Origin of the sequence: Exiguobacterium sp. s128 (genome assembly GCF_018618815.1) — a bacterium.
Classification (GTDB): domain Bacteria; phylum Bacillota; class Bacilli; order Exiguobacteriales; family Exiguobacteriaceae; genus Exiguobacterium_A; species Exiguobacterium_A antarcticum.
In genome coordinates this window covers 1-20384 of the sequence record NZ_JACSMT010000045.1, presented here as the reverse complement: position 1 = coordinate 20384, position 20384 = coordinate 1, and the positions used below count along the sequence as shown (strand labels likewise).

Below are 20384 nucleotides of genomic sequence, written 5' to 3'. Positions count from 1 at the left end.
CTTCGATCTCGTACATACGAATCAGTCCTTTTTAACTCTATTCCCATAGTATTGAAAACATTACCTCACTAACATTGCGTAAGAACCACTCCTATTTTGCATTACACAACAATCAAAGACTGCTCTTTTTTGTAGGCGACTAAGATAAAAAAAGCTAATAATAAAAGCGACATGTACTGCAATATTTGTTCGATTAAAAGATTTGAAATCGAGTCATGTGTAAATGAAATAAGGATAAGGACAGTCGAAATAATCAGTAGGGGTGGAAACCATTTTATGAAATAGGGGGATCGTTGCATCAAACTGCCTCCTGACATGAAGTGATCAAGCGAATCGTTTTATCTTTTTTTAATCATACACTGCACTTCATTCAAATCAAAAAAAGAAATCGTCTAAACACCCAAAATGAGGGGGAAAAGACGATTCCAAAGTAGTTCCGTAATTTAGTTTTTATGGTTTTCATACGCTTCGATTTTTTCAGAGAGATACGTCCAGTATTCCATCAATTGGTCGCTTTTTGTTTTTGCCTGTTCAATTTGTTGATAGATGTCATTGACTTGACTAAGATCACTACCTGCTGAAGCAAGTTGTTGTTCGAGCGACTCTAAAAGGAATTCGGCCTCTTCGATTTGAGACTCAATCGTTTTCCAATCGAGTTGCTCTTGATAACTTAATTTTTTCGGAACATCAGTGGACTTGACCTCGTTCGCTACCGGATCCGTTAAGGAAAGGGGAGTATCGATCATCGTTGGAAGTTCACGTTGTTCGAGGTAATCCGTATACTGCCCGTAATAAGAAACGATTTCACCATTTTCAAATGCCAATAACCGAGTTACGACCCGGTCAAGGAAATACCGGTCGTGACTGACGGTGATGACGGTTCCGGGGAATGAATCTAGATAATCCTCTAAGACAGATAACGTTTCCGTATCCAAGTCGTTGGTCGGCTCATCGAGGAAAAGAACGTTGGGTTCGTCCATCAAAATCGTCAATAGTTTTAACCGTCTTTTTTCGCCACCGGACAACTTACCGATTGGTTTGTATTGTGCTTCCGGTTTGAATAAAAACTGTTCGAGCATCTGACTTGCTGTGATTTCTTGTCCGTCAAGTGTCGTGATGACTTGGGCGATCCGTTCGACTTCTTCGATGACCCGTCGCTCGGGATGACTAAACTCTGCGAACTGACCATAAAAACCGACTTTGACCGTTTCACCATGAATGATTTTTCCACTCGTCGGCTCTAGATGTTTCGCGAGAATCGATAACAACGTTGATTTGCCGCTTCCGTTTCGGCCGACGATCCCATACCGTTCTTTTCGGCCAAACAACCAATTGAAGTCGCTAAATAGCATCCGGTCACCAAACTGATGGCTGACACCAACCGCCTCGATGACTTTTTTTCCCAGTCGTGTCGAACCGACCTGGACTTCGAGTGCCGCTTCATCTTCTTCGTAAGATAACTCTTGTAAGGCATCAACACGCTGAATCCGTGCCTTTTGTTTAGTAGTTCGTGCTTTTGCACCACGCCGTAACCAGGCGAGTTCCCGCCGAAGGATGTTTTGGCGTTTTTCCTCCATCGAAGCGGTTCGTTCTCGGCGCTCAGCACGTTTTTCCAAAAATGACTCATAGTTTCCGACATAAAAATAGGCCGTTCCGTTGGCGATTTCCATCATATGATTCGTGACACGGTTTAAAAAATAGCGATCGTGGGTGATGAGTAAAATCGCACCACGGTATTCCTTGATTTGTGATTCGAGCCAGGTGATGGTTTCGGCATCAAGTTCATTGGTTGGCTCATCCAGTAACAACAAGTCCGCTTCGTCGAGCAATGCCTCCGCTAACCCAACCCGTTTGCGTTGGCCACCGGATAAGGAACCGATTGTCGCTTCGAGGTCCATGATACCTAGTTTATTTAAAATCATTTTTAGGCGGGACTCGGTATCCCAGGCATTGGCAGCATCGAGTTCTGTTTGAGCGTTAATGAAACGTGTTAATAACATTTCATTCGCAGGATCTTGCTCGAGCGCGAGACGGGCAACTTCGTAGTGACGAAGGGCATTGATCGTCGGTGTATTTCCTGATAACAAGACTTGCATGACAGTCTGGTCTTCCGGATAAGCGGTTGATTGTGACAAGAGGCGAATCCGGTAATCATTTGGATGATGAAGTTCACCCGAATCAGCCGTTTCTTGTCCAGCTAGTATATGCAATAACGTTGATTTCCCGGTTCCATTGACACCGATGATCCCGATCCGGTCCCCTGGACTGACGGAAAACGTAACATCTTCGAAAACAATCTTATCGGCAAATTCTTTTTTTAGTTGATCGACTTTAAGTAACATGTCAGGCTCCTTCTACAATTTCCTTGATTTGTTGTTCGACCAGGACGACTAATTCCTTTTGAGACATCGTTGCTGGATCGATGGGTTTTAAAATCGTTACATCGACAGTCGCGGGACGGATCCGTCCGGTTTCTTCCATGACCCGGTAGCTGCCGGAAATCGCAATCGGAACGACGAGCGCACCACTTGAAGTAGCCAAAGTAAAACTACCCGCTTTAAATTCAGCGACAGGTCCACCCTTAGAGCGTGTGCCCTCTGGGAAGATGATCATCGATTGTCCGTCTTTGATTGTCTCGATTCCGGCACGGATGGCTTTTAGGGACTGACGGCGATCTTTGCGATCAATCATGACACATCCCATCAGATTCATCCAGACATTGACGATTGGAATCTTGTTGACTTCGATTTTGGAGATAAAAGCTTTTGGCTTATCGATTTTTCCGAGGAGGATCGGGACATCAAAATTGCCTTGATGGTTGGCGATGAAGACGACCGGTTGATCCGCTGGGATATGGTCTTGTCCTGTCATACGGACGCGGACACCCGCAAGGCGAAGTAATGAGTTTGCCCAGACGTGTGCGACTTTTTGTGTATAGGCATACCGTGCAGCATGCGTTCGACGTTTTGCCCCCGGAAGAAACGGTAATGTAAGGGGTAGAACCAGTCCAAAACAAATGAACCAGATGATTGTACGTAACATAGTGGCATCAGACTCCTTTTCTTGTTTCATTATTATTGTACAAAAAAAGACCGGGTATCGCACCCAGTCTTCATCATCATTCCCAATAACGAGGTTCAGATTCCTCTTCTGTTTCTCCAAGCTCAAACGTCAGACGGCGTGTGGTTGGATCAATCGAAAAAGAAGCGTTGGTATTATCGATTTGTTTGATCTCCATCGACTCTTCGTCAAGGATCAGTGTTAAGCGGACCTTGTCTTCGTGATCAACAAGCAAGACACCGTCTTCTTTTAACCAAAGATCGATGACGGGAGAATAACGAAGGGTCCAACCGTTGGATAAGGGGATTTCATTCATAGTAACTCGGTTCCTCCTAGTAAGAAGTTAAATCAGGTTCTTTATTTATCATGCTGTTCTGTCGCAGATAATGCAAGAGGAGGGCTCGATTCACGTTGTTCGTAAGAAAGTTGATACGATTGTTCCCGTTTTTTCATTCGTTCGTACTGTTTCTTGACCCGGCGATGTTGCACATATTCATGATAGGACTGGTGAGACGTCCGAAGGAGCTGTCTGAAAGAAGAGAGCGATAAACAAATGGCAAGTGTAAAGACGAATACACCAATCGAATCTGTGTAATAACCGGACGTGTAACTTAAGTATGTACTGATGAGACCCGTAAGCGTCGTGAAAAGATAAAACCACATGACATGCCCTCCTTATTTAAATGTTATACATCTTTTAAGGAATTCGTGATGAAAACTCGATTTCCTGTATCGCCCAGTAAAACTTCGGGAAAAATAAAAAAATCCACACGAGAGGTGTAGATTTTAAGGTGTATCGATATGTTGGAGTGCTGGCGTCTTCGGAGATAAGTCAGTACTGTTCGAACCTTCTGCGAAAACGATTCCGATCGTGGCAAGAAATGCAAAAAAAGCAAAGACCAATGTTTTAGTGAAGCGTCTTGCAAAAGAACGCGATTGAATGTTATGAAACATGTCTTTCCCCCATATTTAACTAAACTAAACCTTCTTTTTCCTATTGTCTTATCATATCTCTTTTTTTCAAAAAAATCACTCAAATCAGAACCGTTCACAGAAATGTCATATTTGTTCTCTTTTGCTTCATGTCAGAAAGGGGATGAAAAAGAGTATAGTATGGTAGGTGATACGTAGAAACCGGGAAAAAATGATTGAAACGACAGAAGGGAGATGACCACAAATGGCATTACGCGCAGGACAGGTTGTCACATTAAAAGTAGAACGAGAAGCGGAGTTTGGTGTTTTTTTAAGTGACGGGGAAGAAGACATCTTACTTCATAATAATGAACAGACGAAAAAACTGGAACTCGACGAAGAAGTAGAGGTCTTCCTCTATCAGGATAATGAAGGACGATTGGCCTCATCGATGACGATTCCGGAAGCATCGTTTGAAGACTATGTCAAAACGACGATTAATGGGACACGCTACAATACCGGTGTGTTTGCGAATATTGGAATCCAAAAAGATGTGCTCGTGTCGCTCGATGACTTACCACAACGTCGGACGTTTTGGCCGGAAGAGGGCGATCAACTGTATATTCGCCTCAAGCATGATCAAAAACTTCGTCTGTTAGGTGATCCGGCTCCATATGCGTATTTCAACTTACGAGCAAAACCGGCACCGGAAGAGTGGAATAACATGGATGTCGAAGGGTTAGTCTTTGCACAACGCGATCCTGGTGTAAACGTCTGGGTGAACGAGCAAACGATTGGTTTTCTCCATGAACAAGAGATGGAACGTTGGCCGCGACTTGGAGAAGTTATGAAATTACGGGTGACAAATGTGAAGCCAGATGGTACAGTATTACTTTCAGCAAGACCACGTGCTCACGAGGCAATCGACATCGATGCGGACTTAATCATGAATCACCTACTTGAACATGGTGGTCAAATGTCGTATGGTGATAAGACACCTCCTGAGACGATTGATGAGGTATTTGGCCTAAGTAAGGCTGCCTTTAAACGTGCTTTAGGTCGATTGTTGAAAGATAAAAAAATAGAAAAACATGAAACGGGTATTCGGTTGACGAAATAAGATCAACCAAGTGAGCCTACGTTTCGAATAAATAGTTAGGAATTCATCATTTTGGTGGTTGCGGCTGGTATTTACCGGCGACCATTTCCAAATAGAACCCCATCACTAGTGGGGGCAAGCGACGTATCCTTGATGCGTTGACGGTCCGGGCATTTTGCCTTTCCCTCGCCCTTATGGCAACGATTATGATGGTGACTTCCCTAAACATTATTATAATAGAAATAGCTACTATCTTTTAGGATGAGCTTCTGTTATAATAGGTAGTCGATTGTATTCGTTACGGTAGCGTCTGTTTAGTGGCAGACGCTTTTCATATGACAAAGGAGAGTATTTAGCATTGACAACATTTCGTGAATTAAATCTTAGTGAGGCACTTATCAAAGGTGTCCTAAAAATGGGCTTTGAAGAAGCAACACCAATCCAAGCAGAAACGATTCCTGTCGGTCTTAGCGGCGTTGACTTAATCGGTCAAGCACAGACAGGTACAGGGAAAACAGCAGCATTCGGTATTCCTACAATTGAACGCATTGACGCAAAATCACGTCATATCCAAGCACTTGTGCTTGCACCAACACGTGAACTTGCTATCCAAGTAGCGGAAGAATTGAATCGTATCGGTGAAGTGAAACGTGTTCACGCCTTGCCAGTATATGGTGGTCAGCAAATCGACCGTCAGATCCGTGCACTTCGTAAAAACCCACAAATCGTCGTGGCAACACCAGGTCGTTTGATGGACCACATGAACCGTAAAACATTAAACCTCGACCACGTCCAAACAGTTATCTTGGATGAGGCAGATGAAATGTTGAACATGGGCTTCGTGGAAGACATCGAGAAAATCTTGGGGACTCTTCCGGAGTCACGCCAGACACTCTTGTTCTCAGCGACAATGCCACAACAAATTCGTAAAATCGCAGATCGTTTCATGACGACTCCGACACATATCAAAGTAAAAGCAAAAGAAATGACTGTCGAAAACATCGACCAATCATTCATCGAATTAAAAGAAAACCAAAAATTCGACGTTCTTTGCCGTTTGATTGATACAGATTCTCCGGAACTCTCAATCATCTTTGGTCGGACGAAAAAACGTGTGGATGAGATGACAGAAGGACTTGTCCAACGTGGATACACGGCTGACGGTTTACATGGTGACTTGACACAAGCAAAACGTGACCAAGTTATCCGTCGTTTCAAAAAAGGAACGATTGATATCCTTGTAGCTACAGACGTAGCGGCACGTGGTCTTGATATTACAGGCGTGACACACGTCTATAACTTCGATGTCCCGCAAGACCCGGAAAGTTATGTTCACCGTATCGGCCGTACTGGTCGTGCTGGTAAAACAGGATCAGCCATCACGTTTGTTACACCACGCGAATTTGGTCAGATCAAAACGATCGAACGTGTTACAAACAAAAAAATGTCACGTCGTCATGCACCGACGCTTGATGAAATCCTAGAAGGTAACTTGAAGCTTGCTGCACAAGAATTGATCAAACGTGTAGAAGCGAAAAACTCACAAGAGTATACAACACTCGCTCAAGAACTTCTTGAAGAGTATGAAGCAGTTGAATTGATCTCAGCAGCGCTTAAAGGATTGACGAAAGAGCCGGATGCAACGCCAGTTCAAATTTCTTCAATCGAACCAATTCGTGTAAAACGTTTTGGTAGCGGTGGTGGTAGTGGCAGTGGCGGTAATCGTCGCCCTTACGGTAACAAAGGTGGATCAGGTTCTGGTTCGTCGAGCAACCGTAGCAGTGGTGGATACCGTGGCAGCAACCCACGCAGTGGAAGTGGAGAACGTCGTGAAGGCGGTCGTCCTTCTGAAGGAAACCGTAGCACGTCTTCATCGTCTTCGTCATCATCAGATCGCCGTGAAGGTGGATACGCTGGTCGTAACCGCAGTGAAAGTGATCGTAACCGTGGCGGACGCAAACCACGTTTTGAAAAGTAAGAAGGTCGAACCGATTTGTCACAGACAAGTCGGTTCTTTTTTATGGAATGTCATGCTAAAATGAGCAATGAAAGATATAGAGAGGGCGGAATTTTGTGTATACTATTTACGCTATAGCATTCATTTGTCTGATCGTGCTTGTCGTCGCGACGAAACGAATTAGTGAGCGGACGACAAAAGGGCACTTCCGTTATATTCCGTTAGCCACTTTGCTATTTGGAGGGATTATCTTTCTTGTCCTTGCGATTGGAAAGGGTGGGGCGACCGGTATCCAGTACGGGGTCCTGAGTATCATCTATCTCACGGCGACATTTGGTGTATATCTGTACATCGCGATTCGAAAAGATACGACCTTATTTTAAAGACAGGACCTCTCTGATTACAGGGAGGTTCTTTTTTTGTTAAGATGGAACAAGAGAAAAGGAGGGAGAAGAATGGATGCCTTAGATGTCATTGTTCATCCCGAACAGATTGAGGCTTGGTTTCAGCCGATTGTTGGAGCAGCGCCTTTTAAAGTGGAAGGGTATGAAATCCAGTCACATTTCCGTGGAGAACCGCTAAAACCATTTTTTCAAGAAGATGATGTACCGATTGAATACCAACTCGAAGTGATGAGTCATGTCATTCGGCACGCATTTCAGAAAGTACCGTCGGATGACCATTCGTTTGTCTTGATTCGTTGTCGGCCAGCCTGGTTATTCGAAAACGGCGGAGAAGATTTTTTAAGTATCTTACGTGATGCCCAAATTGATTTTCCGGAAGATCGTTTGTATGTGACCTTAACGGATGTTCAAGTCGATGACTTTGATCGTCTTGGTCGAATCGTCGCCTACTACCAAAACTCCGGCCTGAAAGTTGCGCTCGATCGAGCAGAAGCGACCAGTCTGGAACGGGTCTTTTCGATGTCACCGGATATGTTAATCGTCGATTTGGCCTCGATGATTGAAAAGAAAACCGTCTCTGCCAGTTACCCTCACTTGTTACAAACAATGGAACATCTCTGTGATCAGTTAGGTGCGCCATTGTTATATAAAAACATTAGTCATCTTGGTCAGTTACGGTATGCATGGCAACATGGCGGGCGGTACTATATGGGGAACTTGTTAGGGGAAACGACACCAAATTGGGTCACGACATGTCCGGGTATGGAAATTCTTCTTCATGAAGTTCCGATGTTTTATAAGTATGACCGGGAACAGATGAACCGACTGTTTCAACTGGAACAAGACTGGACGACTCGTTTTAATGAGTACTGTCAATCAGTCAGGCAAGATGAAGAATTAGATGGTTGGCTGTTGATGTTAGCGAAAAAGTTGGAACCGGAATTCATCCGTTTTTATATCACGGATGCTAACGGGTTCCAGCAGTCCTCGAACATCAGTAAGAAAAGCGGCGAGTGGAAACGCTATTCCTTTTACCAAGGGTACAATTGGAGTTTTCGTCCGTATTTCATTCGGACGACGGTGGCGATGGAACGGCGGCATACCGGTTACTTATCTGATCGCTACGTCGACTTCAGTTCAGGCGAACAGACACGGACATTCAGTATGCCGCTAAATAACGGGATGTTTTTATTTGCTGATGTTTCAGCGGAGTACTTATATCAAGAACGATTAAGCGAATAGGGAGGAAATGAACGATGTTGGATTATGATTATGAGGCACTACGTGAAATCGGACGGATTGTTGCGATTGCACGAGACGAAATGGCGAATGCAGTCAAACCAGGAATCACAACAAAAGAGTTGGATGAAATCGGTGCAAGAATCTTGAAGGAACACGGAGCAGAATCAGCGCCAATCGTCATGTATGATTTTCCAGGAGCAACGTGCATCAGTGTAAATGAAGTGGCAGCACACGGTATTCCAGGAGCTTACGTGATTCAAGAAGGGGATATCGTCAACGTCGATGTCTCCGCTGTGAAGAATGGTTATTATTCCGATACCGGGAAAACCGTCATTGCAGGCCAGGCACGTCGTCCGGAAGACGTTCGATTAGTGGAAGTATCGCTTTCTGCACTCGAAAAAGGCTTAGAAAAAGTCAAAGCTGGAACGAAAGTGAATCAAATCGGAAAAGCGATTTATGCAGAAACACGTAAAAGTGGATTTACAGTCATTCGCAATTTAGCGGGACACGGTTTAGGGAAAACACTTCATGGGGAACCGGAATCGATTTCTAATTACTTCAGCCGAGAAGAAAATGACTTACTAAAAGAAGGACAAGTCATCGCTGTCGAAACCTTTATTTCAACAGGGGATGAGTTTTGTATGGAGGATGAAAAGGATGGTTGGACGTTATACACACCAAACAAAAGTCTGGTCTCCCAATTTGAGCATAGTGTCATCGTCTTAAAAGATGGTTATGAAATTTTGACGAAAGTGGATTGACGGCGTCTCTATATGAATCATAGGAGAAAAAGAGTATCGGTGTTTCGCTGGAAAAGCGGGATGCCGATACTCTTTTTTTAGAGATACGTTCGTGATTTGGTTAGATGGTGAAGACGTTCGAGGGAAACGGGATGTTCCTGATAACGAATTCGTCCGTTTTCGACGAGGTAGTCCTGCTCGAGTACATCCTCGATGAAATAGTGGTTTGTGCCAGACATATCAATCGGGTAGGCGAGACCCGGCAATGTGGCAAATGCTAACGTTTGACGGCGGCCGATGCCACTTTCGAACATACCACCTAACCAGTAAGTCGACGATGCTCGGACATCCAGTGCCGCTGTCAGTCCACCGAGGCGGGCCGGTTTGATATTAATGATCTGCCCCGCTTGGAGTTGGTGCATCAAGGCGGCATCATGTGTCGTTTGAATCGATTCATCGAGACAAAGTGGCGTTTTGAGGATGGAGGCGGCATGCTGATGGTTTAACCACTCATTGGCTGAAAACGGTTGTTCCATCATGAGTAATGAAAATTCGTCCCACACTTGAAGCAGAGGAAGATCGGACAGATCAAAGCTGCCATTGGCATCAAACATCAAGGGCGCGTCCGGAAAAGTTTGACGAACCTGTTCAAGGATGTTCGTATCAGTTGGCGCCAGCTTCAGTTTGATTCGTTCGAACCCGTCGGTTAACGCAAGACCAACATTCTCGATCGTCTGTCGGACAGACGATCGACCAAGTGCTTTCCCACAACGAATCGCTTGGCTGTCGTCTCCTCCGAGGTAGGTCGCGAGTGATTGCTGTTCAGCTTGTGCGAACAATTCGTAGACGGCACCGTCAAACATCGCTTTTGCCATCTGATTGCCTTGAATCGGCCGGAAACGTTCAGCAACCGCTGACGGTCCTTCAAGGGGTGCTGCGATCAGCAGTTGATACAGTAAGGGCGACAACGCACGAAGTGAGTTTTGTGTCTCCGGTGTATACCAAGGGGTCTCAAAGGCAACCCCTTCTCCATAACCGACACGCCCTTCTTGATCCGTCAGCCGAAGAATCGTCGTACAGCGTTCGGATAAGACGGAGATGGCAGTATGAATCGGTTGACGAAAGGTCAGGCGAACATCAAATAGCTCGGCGCTCCGAAGGGTAATCGTCATAACGATTCCTTCAACTGACGGCGGATCAGCTTACCGTTTGCGTTACGCGGTAATGTATCACGATAGACATAGGTGACTGGACATTTGTATTTTGCCAATAACTGTTCCATCTGTTGCCGGACGGAGGACTCTTCCAGCTGGCTGACGATGAAGGCGACCGGAACTTGTCCCCATGTCGGATCAAACCGCCCGACGACACCTGCTTCCGTGATGCCTGAAATCGATAACAAAGCAGCTTCGACTTCAGCCGGATACACGTTTTCTCCACCGGAAATGATGAGATCGCTCCGTCTGTCCAACACATATAAGTAACCGTCAGAGTCGATTCGTCCGAGGTCTCCGGTTTTCAAATAACCATCTGCAGTAAAGGCAGCCGTAGTCGCTTCCGGGTTATTGAAGTAACCGTTCATGACGGTAGGTCCCTTGACTTCGATTTCCTGATGACGTGTGATTCGAATCTCCGTCGGTGCGATGGGTTTTCCTGCAGAACCGATCTTTCGAAGCGCGTCTTCCGGTAAGAGTGTTGCGATTTGAGAGGCCGTCTCCGTCATGCCGTAGGTTTGCATGACAGGAAGATCACGATCTAGCGCACGGGTCAAAATCGGTAACGGAACAGGTCCGCCTCCGGTCAGGACAACCCGCAAGTCATGACGACGTAGTCCGGCTTCGAGTAACCGATCCAACATGACGGAAACAAGTGAGATATGCGTGACCGCTTCCGTTTTGATCCATGTCATGGTCTTGTTTGGTGAAAAATGTGGTTCGAGGATTAAAGGGACACCGTAGATGACTGAACGGTAGACGACGGCTAAACCACTCATATGAAACAGTGGGGTGACGACGAGGAACCGATCATCCGGGAACGAACCGATATGACGGGCCGCATTCATTGCGCTCGAAAAATGGTTGAGCATCGTCTGTTCGACGGCTTTAGGTTTTCCGGTCGTGCCGCTCGTAAATAACATCGATTGAATATAATGTTTTGGCATATGGCGGACGAGAATCTCGGGTGCTTGATTCGGCGCATGGAACGGTAGACGTTTGACATTTGAATCGAGCAGGCGGTCCGAGATGACGTATTTGACATTTGCCTGTTTCAATTGTGCACTGACTTCACTTTGGCTAAGCCGGATGTTAATCGGAACAATTGTCAACTCAAGCAATTGCGCTGCGTGAATGGCGACGATGTATGCGGTGCTGGAAGGACCGTATAAGGCAATCCGCTCGCCGCGCGAGAGTAGTGGCGCCCAAGAGCTTGCTAGTTTGTGCGCCTTCGTGTAGAGTGCAGACCACGTCAAACGTTCCGTATCCGTGATCAGCGCAAGTTCGTCCGGTTGTTCTTTTGAGCGGGTATAAATCCAAGGGTACACAGACTGTCACTTCCTTTCTTGTGGATGATACGAAAAAGGTTCAAACGTCTTTCGACATTGAACCTTTTTGTATTATGGGAATCGTGGGAACTGTCCGAAGTCAGGATCACGTTTTTCTTTAAACGCGTCGCGTCCTTCTTTTGCTTCATCAGTCGTGTAATAAAGTAATGTTGCGTCACCTGCTAATTGCTGAATACCTGCAAGACCATCAGAATCCGCATTAAGTGCTGCTTTTAGGAAACGGAGTGCCGTTGGTGAATGCTGAAGAATTTCAGAACACCACTGGATGGTTTCTTGCTCCAAGTCAGCAAGTGGAACAACGGTGTTTATGAGTCCCATATCAAGTGCTTGTTGCGCATCGTATTGGCGGCACAGGAACCAGATTTCACGTGCTTTTTTATGACCGACGACACGTGCAAGATAACCAGAACCGTAGCCGGCATCAAATGATCCGACTTTTGGACCCGTTTGTCCGAATTTCGCATTGTCTGCTGCAATCGTCAAGTCACAAACGAGGTGAAGGACATGTCCGCCACCGATGGCATATCCTGCAACCATCGCGATGACGGGTTTTGGAATGACACGGATCAGACGTTGTAAATCAAGAACATTTAAGCGCGGGATTTCATCTTCACCGACATATCCACCATGGCCACGAACTTTTTGGTCGCCGCCTGAACAGAAGGCAAGATCCCCTTCACCTGTCAAGACAATGACACCAACGTTTTGGTCATCGCGTGCCCGTGAAAAGGCATCGATTAATTCATTTACTGTCTGTGGACGGAACGCGTTGCGTACTTCAGGACGATTGATCGTGATTTTAGCAATCCCATTCCACTTCTCATACTTGATATCTTCGTAACTACGGGCAGATGCCCATTCTGGAATGTATCTCATTTCAATTCCCCCATTTGATTAGTTAAGAATAGTTTCTCTACTATTGTAACAAACTTTTCCGGTTGGTCGATATGCGGGGCATGTGATGCACCAGGAATTAGATGAATTTTTTCCGGTGAAGCGGCTTCGAAAGCAATTTTCTTGAATTTGATGTCTTCTGCACCGACAATCCACTCAATTGAAGTCCTATCAAGCAAGTGCCAGACGGGCGGCATGTTTCCCGTGCCTTGAGCGATCAGAGAAGCGGCGAGTCCTTCAGGTGATTGTGCGAGACGCCCCTCACGGATGTGCTGTCGTGTAGCTAACGGGAGTCGGTGTTGACTGGCGAACAACGGTAATGCTTCCCAGTAATCGATGAAATCAGCCAACCCATCTTGCAACAAGCGTTCCGCAAGAGCTCGATCAGCTTTTCGTCGTAGTTGTCGTTCAAACGCCGAACGAATGCCGGGTGTCGTACTGACAGCAATCGTCTGTGTAACGCGTGTTGACATCACGGCAAGCATCAGTGCAATTCGTCCGCCCATGGAGTAACCTAGGACTGTCCAAGGTTCCGCACGGGTCGCAAGCAAGAACTCTAAATCCTTGACCTGCTCCGTCAGTCGCATTCGTTGATAGTGAGCGGCAGGCGTCTGACCATGACCCAGCAAGTCGATGCAATAGACGGTGTAATTTGACTGCAAACGTGCACTGAGAGCAGACCAGGTCGCGCTGCTTCCGGTGAATCCATGTAACAGCAAAAGAGGTGGACCGGCACCGGTAATCTCAATATGATACGCCTGTTGACGAAGCTTCATCGGAATTGTTCCTGTAAGGCCTGATTCGTCTGCTCCCAGATTAGTCGGTGCAATCTGACATTTTCCGGACGATCCGTTCGGATTTCTAAGATCCGTGTCGTCATCGTGTTTTTCTGTAAGGCTACCTTGAGCTCTCCGATAGAAGAAATATGTTGATACGCGATGCCATAACCAGCGGCAAGATGGCTGAAGTCAAGATCTTGCGCCGTTCCGAACAGTGGCTCGAACAAATCGGGATCGAGCTCGTGTTGCGGGAGGAAGCTGAAGATGCCGCCCCCTGTGTTATTGATTAAAAGAATTGTCATTGGAACTGTCCGTGCCATCATCAGTCCGTTGATGTCATGGATAAAGGCGAGGTCACCGACAAGTAAATAACGATTTTTCGCTTCATACGTCGCGCCAAGGGCGCTGGAAAGAATCCCATCAATGCCATTGGCACCACGGTTAGCAAGGATTCGAAGTGGTGTACCCGTCGGCAAAAAAGTATCTAAGTCACGAATTGGCATACTGTTTGAGACGAATAGACTTCCTTCCGTTAAGCCTTCTAAAGCCCGCACGACATTGTATTCCGTCAGTTGTCCGGAATCCAGTGAATCAAAGACGGTTTCAACCGTGTTTTCAGCCCGTTGTAGTGCCTCAAGGTAAGTGATGTCATGTTCGGTGCATGGAATTGTTTTTAATTGGCTTGGATGACCACTTAAAAAATGAGCCTGTAATTGAGGATCACGCCAGTTTCCAGCATGACCGACTACGGTCGTCGGGATTTCTTTTGACCAAAGGAGATAGGGTTTTGAAGTCGGCATCGCGCCAAACCGTAAAATATGGTCCGGACAGACATGATACTGAATCGTAGTCTCCTTTAACCACGTATCGTAATAGGCGAAAACCGTATCATTGGAAAACTGGCGTCCTTGACTGAGTGGATCGGCCAGGACCGGAATCCGTGAACGATCCGCATACTCCAGGATAATTTGTGTGTCAGCTGATGAAAGTTGTGGTCCGATGACAATCAAAAGCCGCGGAATTGATAAAATTTCAACCAATTCCGCCGTAGCATGTCCCGTGACATGTCGGATTGGACGACCGACTGGGTGACCGGTCTGCAACAAATCAAGTTCAGGAATCAAAGGTTCCCGAAGTGGAATGTTGATGTGAACAGGACCTGCGGGTTCCGTCAGCGCAAGCAGAACGGATCGTTCAGCCACGTGCCGGACATATGGAAGAGCCGTCGCTTCCGGCAATGGTAAGTCAAAGGCGTGTCTCACTTGTTTGCCGTACAAAGCGACCTGATCGATTGCTTGAGGAGCGCCGACACCCCGTAATTCATGAGGACGGTCCGCAGTCAAAACGATTAACGGCAGTTCAAAAATATTAGCTTCCGTGATCGCTGAATAATAATTAGTGGCTGCCGTCCCGCTCGTACAAATCAGAGCGACAGGGCGTAACCAATCTTCCGCCCGTGTCAGGCCGAGGGCAAAAAAACTAGCCGACCGTTCGTCAACGAGGACGTGGGTACGGCTAGACGGGTGGAGAAAGGCAGCAATCGCAAGGGGTGTCGAACGAGAACCGGGACTGATGACGAAATCCCGGACACCACTTTTGACTAAGTTATCGATTAACGTATGCATCCATTTAGTCAACATAAACATCATCCTTTTCTATCGTACAGAGGTGTGCAAGAGCTTGTAACATCGGTGATAGTTTTGTTTCGGTTTCGTCGAGTTCACTCTGCAGACGGGAGCCGTCGACGATACCACAACCTGCATAAAGCACAGCGGAACGATCGGTAAATAGTCCGGAGCGAATGGCGACGATAAACTCACCGTTTTCTTCTCCATCCATCCAACCTACCGGTGAGCCGTACCAGCCGCGCTCGAACGTCTCGATTGCTTGGATGGCGGCGACGGCGGCTTCCTTCGGCTCTCCACCTAACGCGGGTGTCGGGTGAAGTTTCTCGATCAGCTGAAAGAGGCTGACTTCAGGCAAAAGTGTCGCGGTGATCGGTGTATAAAGATGTTGGATGTGTCGGTTTTTGAGTAATATCGGTTGCTCGGGTTTCTTGATTTGAGTCGAAAGGCCTTGGAGTGTACTTTCGATTGAATCGACGACAATCGCATGTTCGATTCGATTTTTATCATCTTGTAACAGCGATTGTCCAAGTGACGTGTCCATTTGTTCTAGTTCGTGCCGAGGAGCGGAACCGGCAACGGCAGCTGTCTTGAGTTCAAGACCGGTTTTTAAAATTAACCGTTCTGGAGTCGCGCCAAGAAAAGCTTCACCGAGTGTTGGCTGAAAGAAAAAGATATAGCTACCGGGTTGAGAGGATTCCAACTCCTGCACGAGACCGGCCAAATCAACCGGTTGATCTAACTCGTAGACCACTTCACGAGCTAAGACGATTTTTTTAAGTGACGTTTTCAATAATTGTGCCGCTTGATGAAACGAAGCCTCAAAGGCGTCATTTCCATCACGGGTCATGCGAATACGTGTAACGAATTGGCTAGATTTCGGCATATGCAACTCCGCATACTCGACGGCCAACTGATTGAGAATCTTTTCTGCGTTAGACTGCGGTTCGACAAACGCAAAAACCGTTACCGTCGTATGACCATCTTGTTCCAGGTATAAATACTTCGGAATCGTCATCGACGCTTCCCCGAACGAGGACCAACGATACTCTGTATGTTTCAGTTCAGAAAAAGAGAATCCGCAAAAAGCAAATAAATCGGTTCCGACATGATCCCGATTCACATTCGACCATTTTGATTGCATTCGTAAAAAACGATCGTGTCCTGCGGTTTTCAATTGTTGCGTGATGCCGAATCCAATGGCACGCATGGACCGATCAGGTGTCGTAAAATAAAAGCGTTCTTGTGTCCCAAATGACAGCGCACTGACATCTTGAGCCTCGACATTCCACGAATATGAGGCGATTATAGGCCGTTGGTATGCATTCGCATGACCGACGGCGCGTTCAATACATTGTTTAAGCTCGTGTTGAGCGTAGGCCATACCGCTCATTGCCCCCTAGTCTATAGATACTGTGATACGTTTCACTTATTCTCAGTGTAAACTTTTTACCTGAAAAAAAGAAGGAATAAGCTATCTCTGATTGAGCATTGACAGTAAAAAACGAAACCCGATACACTTAGACAGGAAAGGGGTTTATTATATGAATAAATCAATCGCTGTATATTGGCGAATGACACGACCACATACGTTGACGGCGAGTTTTGTACCGGTCGTCGTCGGAACAGCTATCGTAGCACCACGCATCGAGTCACTGCGGATGGATCTGTTTTTTGCAATGTTGATCGCGTCGATGCTGATTCAGATCGCGACGAACTTATTTAATGAATATTATGACTACAAGCGTGGACTTGACACGGAAGAGTCGGTCGGAATCGGAGGTTCGATTGTCCGAGACGGTTTCAAACCCGGAACGATCTTAGCGTTCGCCTTATCGTTGTATGCGATTTCGGCATTACTCGGCATCTACCTGTGTCTTGAAACGACATGGTGGTTGCTGTTGATCGGCGTTATTTCGATGTTTGTCGGTTATATTTATACAGGAGGACCGTTACCGATTGCCTATACGCCATTCGGGGAAGTCGTCGCTGGTTTTTTCATGGGATATGTCATCATTGCGATCTCAGCTTATCTGCAAATCGGGTATGTGCCTACTGAAGCGGTCGCGATTTCGATTCCAGTCGCGATTTTAATCGGCTCGATTTTACTTGCAAATAACATCCGGGATCTCGATAACGATAAGGTCAATGGACGAAAGACGATTGCTTGCCTTGTGGGTCATCGGCGGGCCGTTTACGTCCTGATTGCCTTTTTCAGTGCCGCAATCCTCTCGTTACTGATGGCCGTGTTGGTCTTTAACGTGACGGGTTGGGCTTTAGTTGCGCTACTCAGCATTCCACTGATGATCAAGGCCGTGAAGTTATTTTGGCAAGATTTACCGCCTCAAGAACTGATGCCGGGGATGGCCCAAACCGGGAAAGTTAATACGATTTTTGGACTGTTACTTGCGATCAGCTTAACAATTGCGAATCTATAATGAAGACAAAAAACCTTTTTCCGAGTCAGGAAAAAGGTTTTTTTAAAAGCAGGATGTGACTGATTCGATTGGTTGTAACCATTTTGAAATTTTACTATAATAGAAGCAATGTGCCTGAAACGTTCATCAAGTCATCAGGGTTCATGAAATTTTTTTAGAGGTGGAACAGGAATGAATAAAATTGCGGTAATCGGAAAAGTATTCGTCGATATAAAAGGAACTTCGTTTGCTCCTTTGCATAAGGATGCTAAAAACGTCGGGGATATCAGTTTCTCGAACGGTGGAACAGGACGGAATGTAGCACAAAATCTCGCTGTTCTCGGAAATGATGTTCGCTTTATCTCGACGGTTACGAACGACCAGATTGGTGTAGGTGTGCTCGAAGAGTTGAAGTCATATGGCGCGAACGTCGATCATGTCGAGATGCTCGAAGACCATGGTATGGGCATGTGGCTCGCCGTCATGGATAACGAAGGAGATCTTCAGACCTCGATTTCGAAACAACCTGATGCGAAATTGTTGGAAGAAGCGATTCTTCGTCAATCCGTCTATGCACTCGATGGAGTAGATGCAGTCGCGATTGATTTGGATGTATCTGTTACGGTACTCGAACGCTTGATTCATGTCTGCCGCAAAATGGAATTGCCGTTGTATGGTGTCTGTGGTCATCTCAGCATCATTGAACGAAACCGCCATCTGTTACAAGGGTTTACCGGATTTATTTGCAGTCGGGAAGAAGCGGAAATCTTGTCCGATTTGTCGATTGTGACCGTAGAGGATGCGATTCATGTTGCGAATGAACTAGCGAAAAAAGGAGCGCCGCTCACGATCGTCACGATGAGTGAGCTGGGTGCTGTCTATGTCGATCGCCGGAATGCGACATCTGGTCATGTTGGAACGAAAAAAGTAAAAGTAGTTGATTCAACAGGTGCAGGAGATTCATTCTTTTCCGCTGTACTTTCTGAGCTAACGGACTCCAAACAAGCAGAGGATGCGTTGAAGCTTGGAATGAAGGTTGCTGCACAAGTCATTGCATCCACGGAAAATGGATTGATTCCAGAAATGCTTGATACGATCCGGTGAGTCCTCAGATCGTAATGTGAGGGGGAGGGAACGCCATGCCGATTCAACGAAGTGCCATCATCTTAATGAATGAAGCAGACGAAGTCGCCTTGATACGTCGTGATAAACCAGGCCAGACCTACTATGTGTTTCCTGGCGGTGGACGCGAAGCAGGCGCGACACTCGAAGAAACAGCGATTCGTGAAGCCCATGAAGAGCTAGGGGTCGACGTACAGCTGGAAGGAATCGCGGCCATCGTCCGTTTTAATGGATTAGATAATCCATATTACTGGGCAAGGATGATTGGTGGTGTATTTGGAACGGGAACGGGTGAAGAATTTGAGGACCAGTCTTCCGGGTATACACCGTTATGGATCAAACGCGAGGAATTAGCAGACTTACCAGTCCGACCGGCGACACTTGTTCAGGAACTGACGAAGATGACAGAACGTTTTTATGAAATTGAGTTAGAAGATAATTGAGGTTTTAGTTGAAACAAACAGGGAAAAAGTATATTAAGACAATGAGGTGGTCCTAGACTGCCTCTTTTTTATGAAGGAGAGATGAAGATGGCTCATACACGTGATCCAAAAGGGTTAGCACGCAATTTAAAGCAACGAATGGGAGACCATAACATCACAGACTACGCAGGGACGTTAGCGTACTATTGGTTTCTGTCTATTTTTCCCGGCATTATTTTTGTTATCTCAGTATTATCTTTCTTTGATATCGATCAACAGACACTCGAGTCTCAAATTCGTGATTTAGCACCGGGTGGATCGGTCAATACGTTTACTGATGTTATTTTCGAAGCAATTAAAGAACCACAAGGAGGACTTCTGTCTGTCGGGGCGATTTTAGCCATCTGGTCTGCCTCTAAAGGGGTGGATCGTCTGATTACGACTACCAATCATGCCTATGGAGATTTTTCGCCACGCGGGTTTGTCGCGTCACGCGGAATTGCTTTAATATTAACGATGATTCTTGGGATCGGGATGCTGTTATTGATTGTGTTGAACGTACTTGGAGGACCGATTATTACGTATTTAGCGAACTTCGTGATACCAATCGATATGGGGCAGAAGATTCTTTTGACTGTACTGCGATATGCCATCTCTACGGTCTTATTGATTGTGATCCTGTCAATTTTTTACCGGGTGGCACCGAAACGCCCGATCACATTTAAAGAGGCGATCCCAGGAGCAGTGTTTGGTGTCATCGTCTGGCAGTTGTTATCAGTTGGATTTGGTTTTTATGTTTCGAATTTCTCGAATTACAATCAAACGTATGGTTCACTTGGGAGTGTCGTCATCGTCTTGTTGTGGTTGTACTTTACCGGATTGATCATCTTACTTGGATCTGAATTAAACGCATCATGGGAACGATTCATGAAAAAAGCGGATCCTCAAAAAATGGAGGACAAACGTTTGAAAGAACAAGCCGATCTGGATTCGATTCCGATCAATACATTTGGATAACGAAACAATGTATGAAAAAAGCATCTGTCGTCGGATTACCGACTGGGCTAACCTAAAATTTTGAGACAATATAAAACACCTTCGGAGTGGTACACTTTTAAAAAGTACTAACATCGGAGGTGTTTTTGCAT

At 46.0% G+C, this 20384-nt stretch carries 20 protein-coding genes; 9 read left to right on the top strand and 11 right to left on the bottom strand.

Annotation, left to right across the window (positions count from 1 at the left end; genetic code table 11):
• Positions 1–443: 443 nt before the first annotated feature.
• From KNQ13_RS13450 to KNQ13_RS13430, 5 genes are all read right to left on the bottom strand, one after another.
• Positions 444–2342, bottom strand: a complete 1899-nt coding sequence (locus KNQ13_RS13450) for an ABC-F family ATP-binding cassette domain-containing protein (RefSeq protein ID WP_026830927.1) — start codon at positions 2340–2342, stop codon at positions 444–446.
• Between the two features lies 1 nt (position 2343).
• Positions 2344–3042 carry a lysophospholipid acyltransferase family protein gene (locus KNQ13_RS13445; RefSeq protein ID WP_014969614.1) on the bottom strand — a complete coding sequence of 233 codons (699 nt, stop codon included), beginning with the start codon at positions 3040–3042 and terminating at the stop codon, positions 2344–2346.
• 76 nt (positions 3043–3118) lie between these two features.
• On the bottom strand, positions 3119–3376 hold the full coding sequence (locus tag KNQ13_RS13440) for a hypothetical protein (protein ID WP_012369519.1): 258 nt from the start codon (positions 3374–3376) through the stop codon (positions 3119–3121).
• A gap of 41 nt (positions 3377–3417) precedes the next feature.
• A complete protein-coding gene (locus tag KNQ13_RS13435) occupies positions 3418–3723 on the bottom strand; it encodes a hypothetical protein (RefSeq protein ID WP_014969615.1) in 306 nt (101 codons plus the stop codon).
• Positions 3724–3846: 123 nt separating this feature from the next.
• A complete protein-coding gene (locus KNQ13_RS13430) occupies positions 3847–4014 on the bottom strand; it encodes a hypothetical protein (RefSeq protein WP_012369521.1) in 168 nt (55 codons plus the stop codon).
• Positions 4015–4237: 223 nt separating this feature from the next.
• Here KNQ13_RS13430 and KNQ13_RS13425 point away from each other — a divergent pair, with 223 nt between their 5' ends.
• The 5 genes from KNQ13_RS13425 to map all read left to right on the top strand — a co-directional run bounded on the left by KNQ13_RS13425 (position 4238) and on the right by map (position 9435).
• The gene (locus tag KNQ13_RS13425) at positions 4238–5092 is read left to right on the top strand and encodes a S1-like domain-containing RNA-binding protein (protein WP_014969616.1); all 855 of its coding nucleotides are present in this window, start codon (positions 4238–4240) and stop codon (positions 5090–5092) included.
• Between the two features lie 337 nt (positions 5093–5429).
• A complete protein-coding gene (gene cshA / locus KNQ13_RS13420; RefSeq protein WP_014969617.1) occupies positions 5430–7049 on the top strand; it encodes a degradosome RNA helicase CshA in 1620 nt (539 codons plus the stop codon).
• Positions 7050–7144: 95 nt separating this feature from the next.
• The gene (locus KNQ13_RS13415) at positions 7145–7411 is read left to right on the top strand and encodes a hypothetical protein (RefSeq protein WP_026830928.1); all 267 of its coding nucleotides are present in this window, start codon (positions 7145–7147) and stop codon (positions 7409–7411) included.
• Positions 7412–7483: 72 nt separating this feature from the next.
• Complete coding sequence (locus KNQ13_RS13410; RefSeq protein WP_014969619.1) at positions 7484–8674, top strand: EAL-associated domain-containing protein; 1191 nt, start codon at positions 7484–7486, stop codon at positions 8672–8674.
• Positions 8675–8688: 14 nt separating this feature from the next.
• The gene (gene map / locus KNQ13_RS13405; RefSeq protein ID WP_014969620.1) at positions 8689–9435 is read left to right on the top strand and encodes a type I methionyl aminopeptidase; all 747 of its coding nucleotides are present in this window, start codon (positions 8689–8691) and stop codon (positions 9433–9435) included.
• 77 nt (positions 9436–9512) lie between these two features.
• On the opposite strand, the gene menC is transcribed toward map, so the two are convergent.
• The 6 genes from menC to KNQ13_RS13375 form a co-directional block, all read right to left on the bottom strand.
• Positions 9513–10586, bottom strand: coding sequence for an o-succinylbenzoate synthase (gene menC / locus KNQ13_RS13400; protein WP_026830929.1), 1074 nt, complete (start codon positions 10584–10586; stop codon positions 9513–9515).
• Complete coding sequence (gene menE, locus KNQ13_RS13395) at positions 10583–11956, bottom strand: o-succinylbenzoate--CoA ligase (RefSeq protein WP_026830930.1); 1374 nt, start codon at positions 11954–11956, stop codon at positions 10583–10585. The genes menC and menE overlap by 4 nt, the downstream gene beginning before the upstream one ends.
• Positions 11957–12028: 72 nt before the next feature.
• The gene (gene menB, locus KNQ13_RS13390) at positions 12029–12853 is read right to left on the bottom strand and encodes a 1,4-dihydroxy-2-naphthoyl-CoA synthase (protein ID WP_014969624.1); all 825 of its coding nucleotides are present in this window, start codon (positions 12851–12853) and stop codon (positions 12029–12031) included.
• Positions 12850–13647, bottom strand: coding sequence for a 2-succinyl-6-hydroxy-2,4-cyclohexadiene-1-carboxylate synthase (gene menH / locus KNQ13_RS13385; protein WP_026830931.1), 798 nt, complete (start codon positions 13645–13647; stop codon positions 12850–12852). The genes menB and menH overlap by 4 nt, the downstream gene beginning before the upstream one ends.
• Complete coding sequence (gene menD, locus KNQ13_RS13380; RefSeq protein ID WP_014969626.1) at positions 13644–15290, bottom strand: 2-succinyl-5-enolpyruvyl-6-hydroxy-3-cyclohexene-1-carboxylic-acid synthase; 1647 nt, start codon at positions 15288–15290, stop codon at positions 13644–13646. Before menD ends, menH begins: the two co-directional genes overlap by 4 nt.
• Positions 15280–16659 carry an isochorismate synthase gene (locus KNQ13_RS13375; RefSeq protein ID WP_026830933.1) on the bottom strand — a complete coding sequence of 460 codons (1380 nt, stop codon included), beginning with the start codon at positions 16657–16659 and terminating at the stop codon, positions 15280–15282. The genes menD and KNQ13_RS13375 overlap by 11 nt, the downstream gene beginning before the upstream one ends.
• Positions 16660–16819: 160 nt before the next feature.
• Here KNQ13_RS13375 and KNQ13_RS13370 point away from each other — a divergent pair, with 160 nt between their 5' ends.
• The 4 genes from KNQ13_RS13370 (at position 16820) to KNQ13_RS13355 (ending at position 20253) form a co-directional block, all read left to right on the top strand.
• Complete coding sequence (locus KNQ13_RS13370) at positions 16820–17713, top strand: 1,4-dihydroxy-2-naphthoate polyprenyltransferase (RefSeq protein ID WP_014969628.1); 894 nt, start codon at positions 16820–16822, stop codon at positions 17711–17713.
• 171 nt (positions 17714–17884) lie between these two features.
• A complete protein-coding gene (locus tag KNQ13_RS13365) occupies positions 17885–18796 on the top strand; it encodes a guanosine-inosine kinase (RefSeq protein WP_014969629.1) in 912 nt (303 codons plus the stop codon).
• A 35-nt stretch (positions 18797–18831) separates the two neighbouring features.
• Entirely contained in the window at positions 18832–19257 is a 426-nt protein-coding gene (locus tag KNQ13_RS13360) for an NUDIX hydrolase (protein WP_026830934.1), read from the top strand.
• Positions 19258–19344: 87 nt separating this feature from the next.
• Positions 19345–20253, top strand: a complete 909-nt coding sequence (locus KNQ13_RS13355) for a YihY/virulence factor BrkB family protein (protein ID WP_014969630.1) — start codon at positions 19345–19347, stop codon at positions 20251–20253.
• The last annotated feature ends 131 nt before the right edge of the window (positions 20254–20384 follow it).

What these genes read in the sequence shown, in the direction of transcription:
- KNQ13_RS13450 (WP_026830927.1), bottom strand. Translation starts at nt 2,342, where the DNA reads ATGTTACTTAAAGTCGATCAACTAAAAAAAGAATTTGCCGATAAGATT.
- KNQ13_RS13445 (WP_014969614.1), bottom strand. Translation starts at nt 3,042, where the DNA reads ATGTTACGTACAATCATCTGGTTCATTTGTTTTGGACTGGTTCTACCC.
- KNQ13_RS13440 (WP_012369519.1), bottom strand. Translation starts at nt 3,376, where the DNA reads ATGAATGAAATCCCCTTATCCAACGGTTGGACCCTTCGTTATTCTCCC.
- KNQ13_RS13435 (WP_014969615.1), bottom strand. Translation starts at nt 3,723, where the DNA reads ATGTGGTTTTATCTTTTCACGACGCTTACGGGTCTCATCAGTACATAC.
- KNQ13_RS13430 (WP_012369521.1), bottom strand. Translation starts at nt 4,014, where the DNA reads ATGTTTCATAACATTCAATCGCGTTCTTTTGCAAGACGCTTCACTAAA.
- KNQ13_RS13425 (WP_014969616.1), top strand. Translation starts at nt 4,238, where the DNA reads ATGGCATTACGCGCAGGACAGGTTGTCACATTAAAAGTAGAACGAGAA.
- KNQ13_RS13410 (WP_014969619.1), top strand. Translation starts at nt 7,484, where the DNA reads ATGGATGCCTTAGATGTCATTGTTCATCCCGAACAGATTGAGGCTTGG.
- map (WP_014969620.1), top strand. Translation starts at nt 8,689, where the DNA reads ATGTTGGATTATGATTATGAGGCACTACGTGAAATCGGACGGATTGTT.
- menC (WP_026830929.1), bottom strand. Translation starts at nt 10,586, where the DNA reads ATGACGATTACCCTTCGGAGCGCCGAGCTATTTGATGTTCGCCTGACC.
- menB (WP_014969624.1), bottom strand. Translation starts at nt 12,853, where the DNA reads ATGAGATACATTCCAGAATGGGCATCTGCCCGTAGTTACGAAGATATC.
- menH (WP_026830931.1), bottom strand. Translation starts at nt 13,647, where the DNA reads ATGAAGCTTCGTCAACAGGCGTATCATATTGAGATTACCGGTGCCGGT.
- menD (WP_014969626.1), bottom strand. Translation starts at nt 15,290, where the DNA reads ATGTTGACTAAATGGATGCATACGTTAATCGATAACTTAGTCAAAAGT.
- KNQ13_RS13375 (WP_026830933.1), bottom strand. Translation starts at nt 16,659, where the DNA reads ATGGCCTACGCTCAACACGAGCTTAAACAATGTATTGAACGCGCCGTC.
- KNQ13_RS13370 (WP_014969628.1), top strand. Translation starts at nt 16,820, where the DNA reads ATGAATAAATCAATCGCTGTATATTGGCGAATGACACGACCACATACG.
- KNQ13_RS13365 (WP_014969629.1), top strand. Translation starts at nt 17,885, where the DNA reads ATGAATAAAATTGCGGTAATCGGAAAAGTATTCGTCGATATAAAAGGA.
- KNQ13_RS13360 (WP_026830934.1), top strand. Translation starts at nt 18,832, where the DNA reads ATGCCGATTCAACGAAGTGCCATCATCTTAATGAATGAAGCAGACGAA.
- KNQ13_RS13355 (WP_014969630.1), top strand. Translation starts at nt 19,345, where the DNA reads ATGGCTCATACACGTGATCCAAAAGGGTTAGCACGCAATTTAAAGCAA.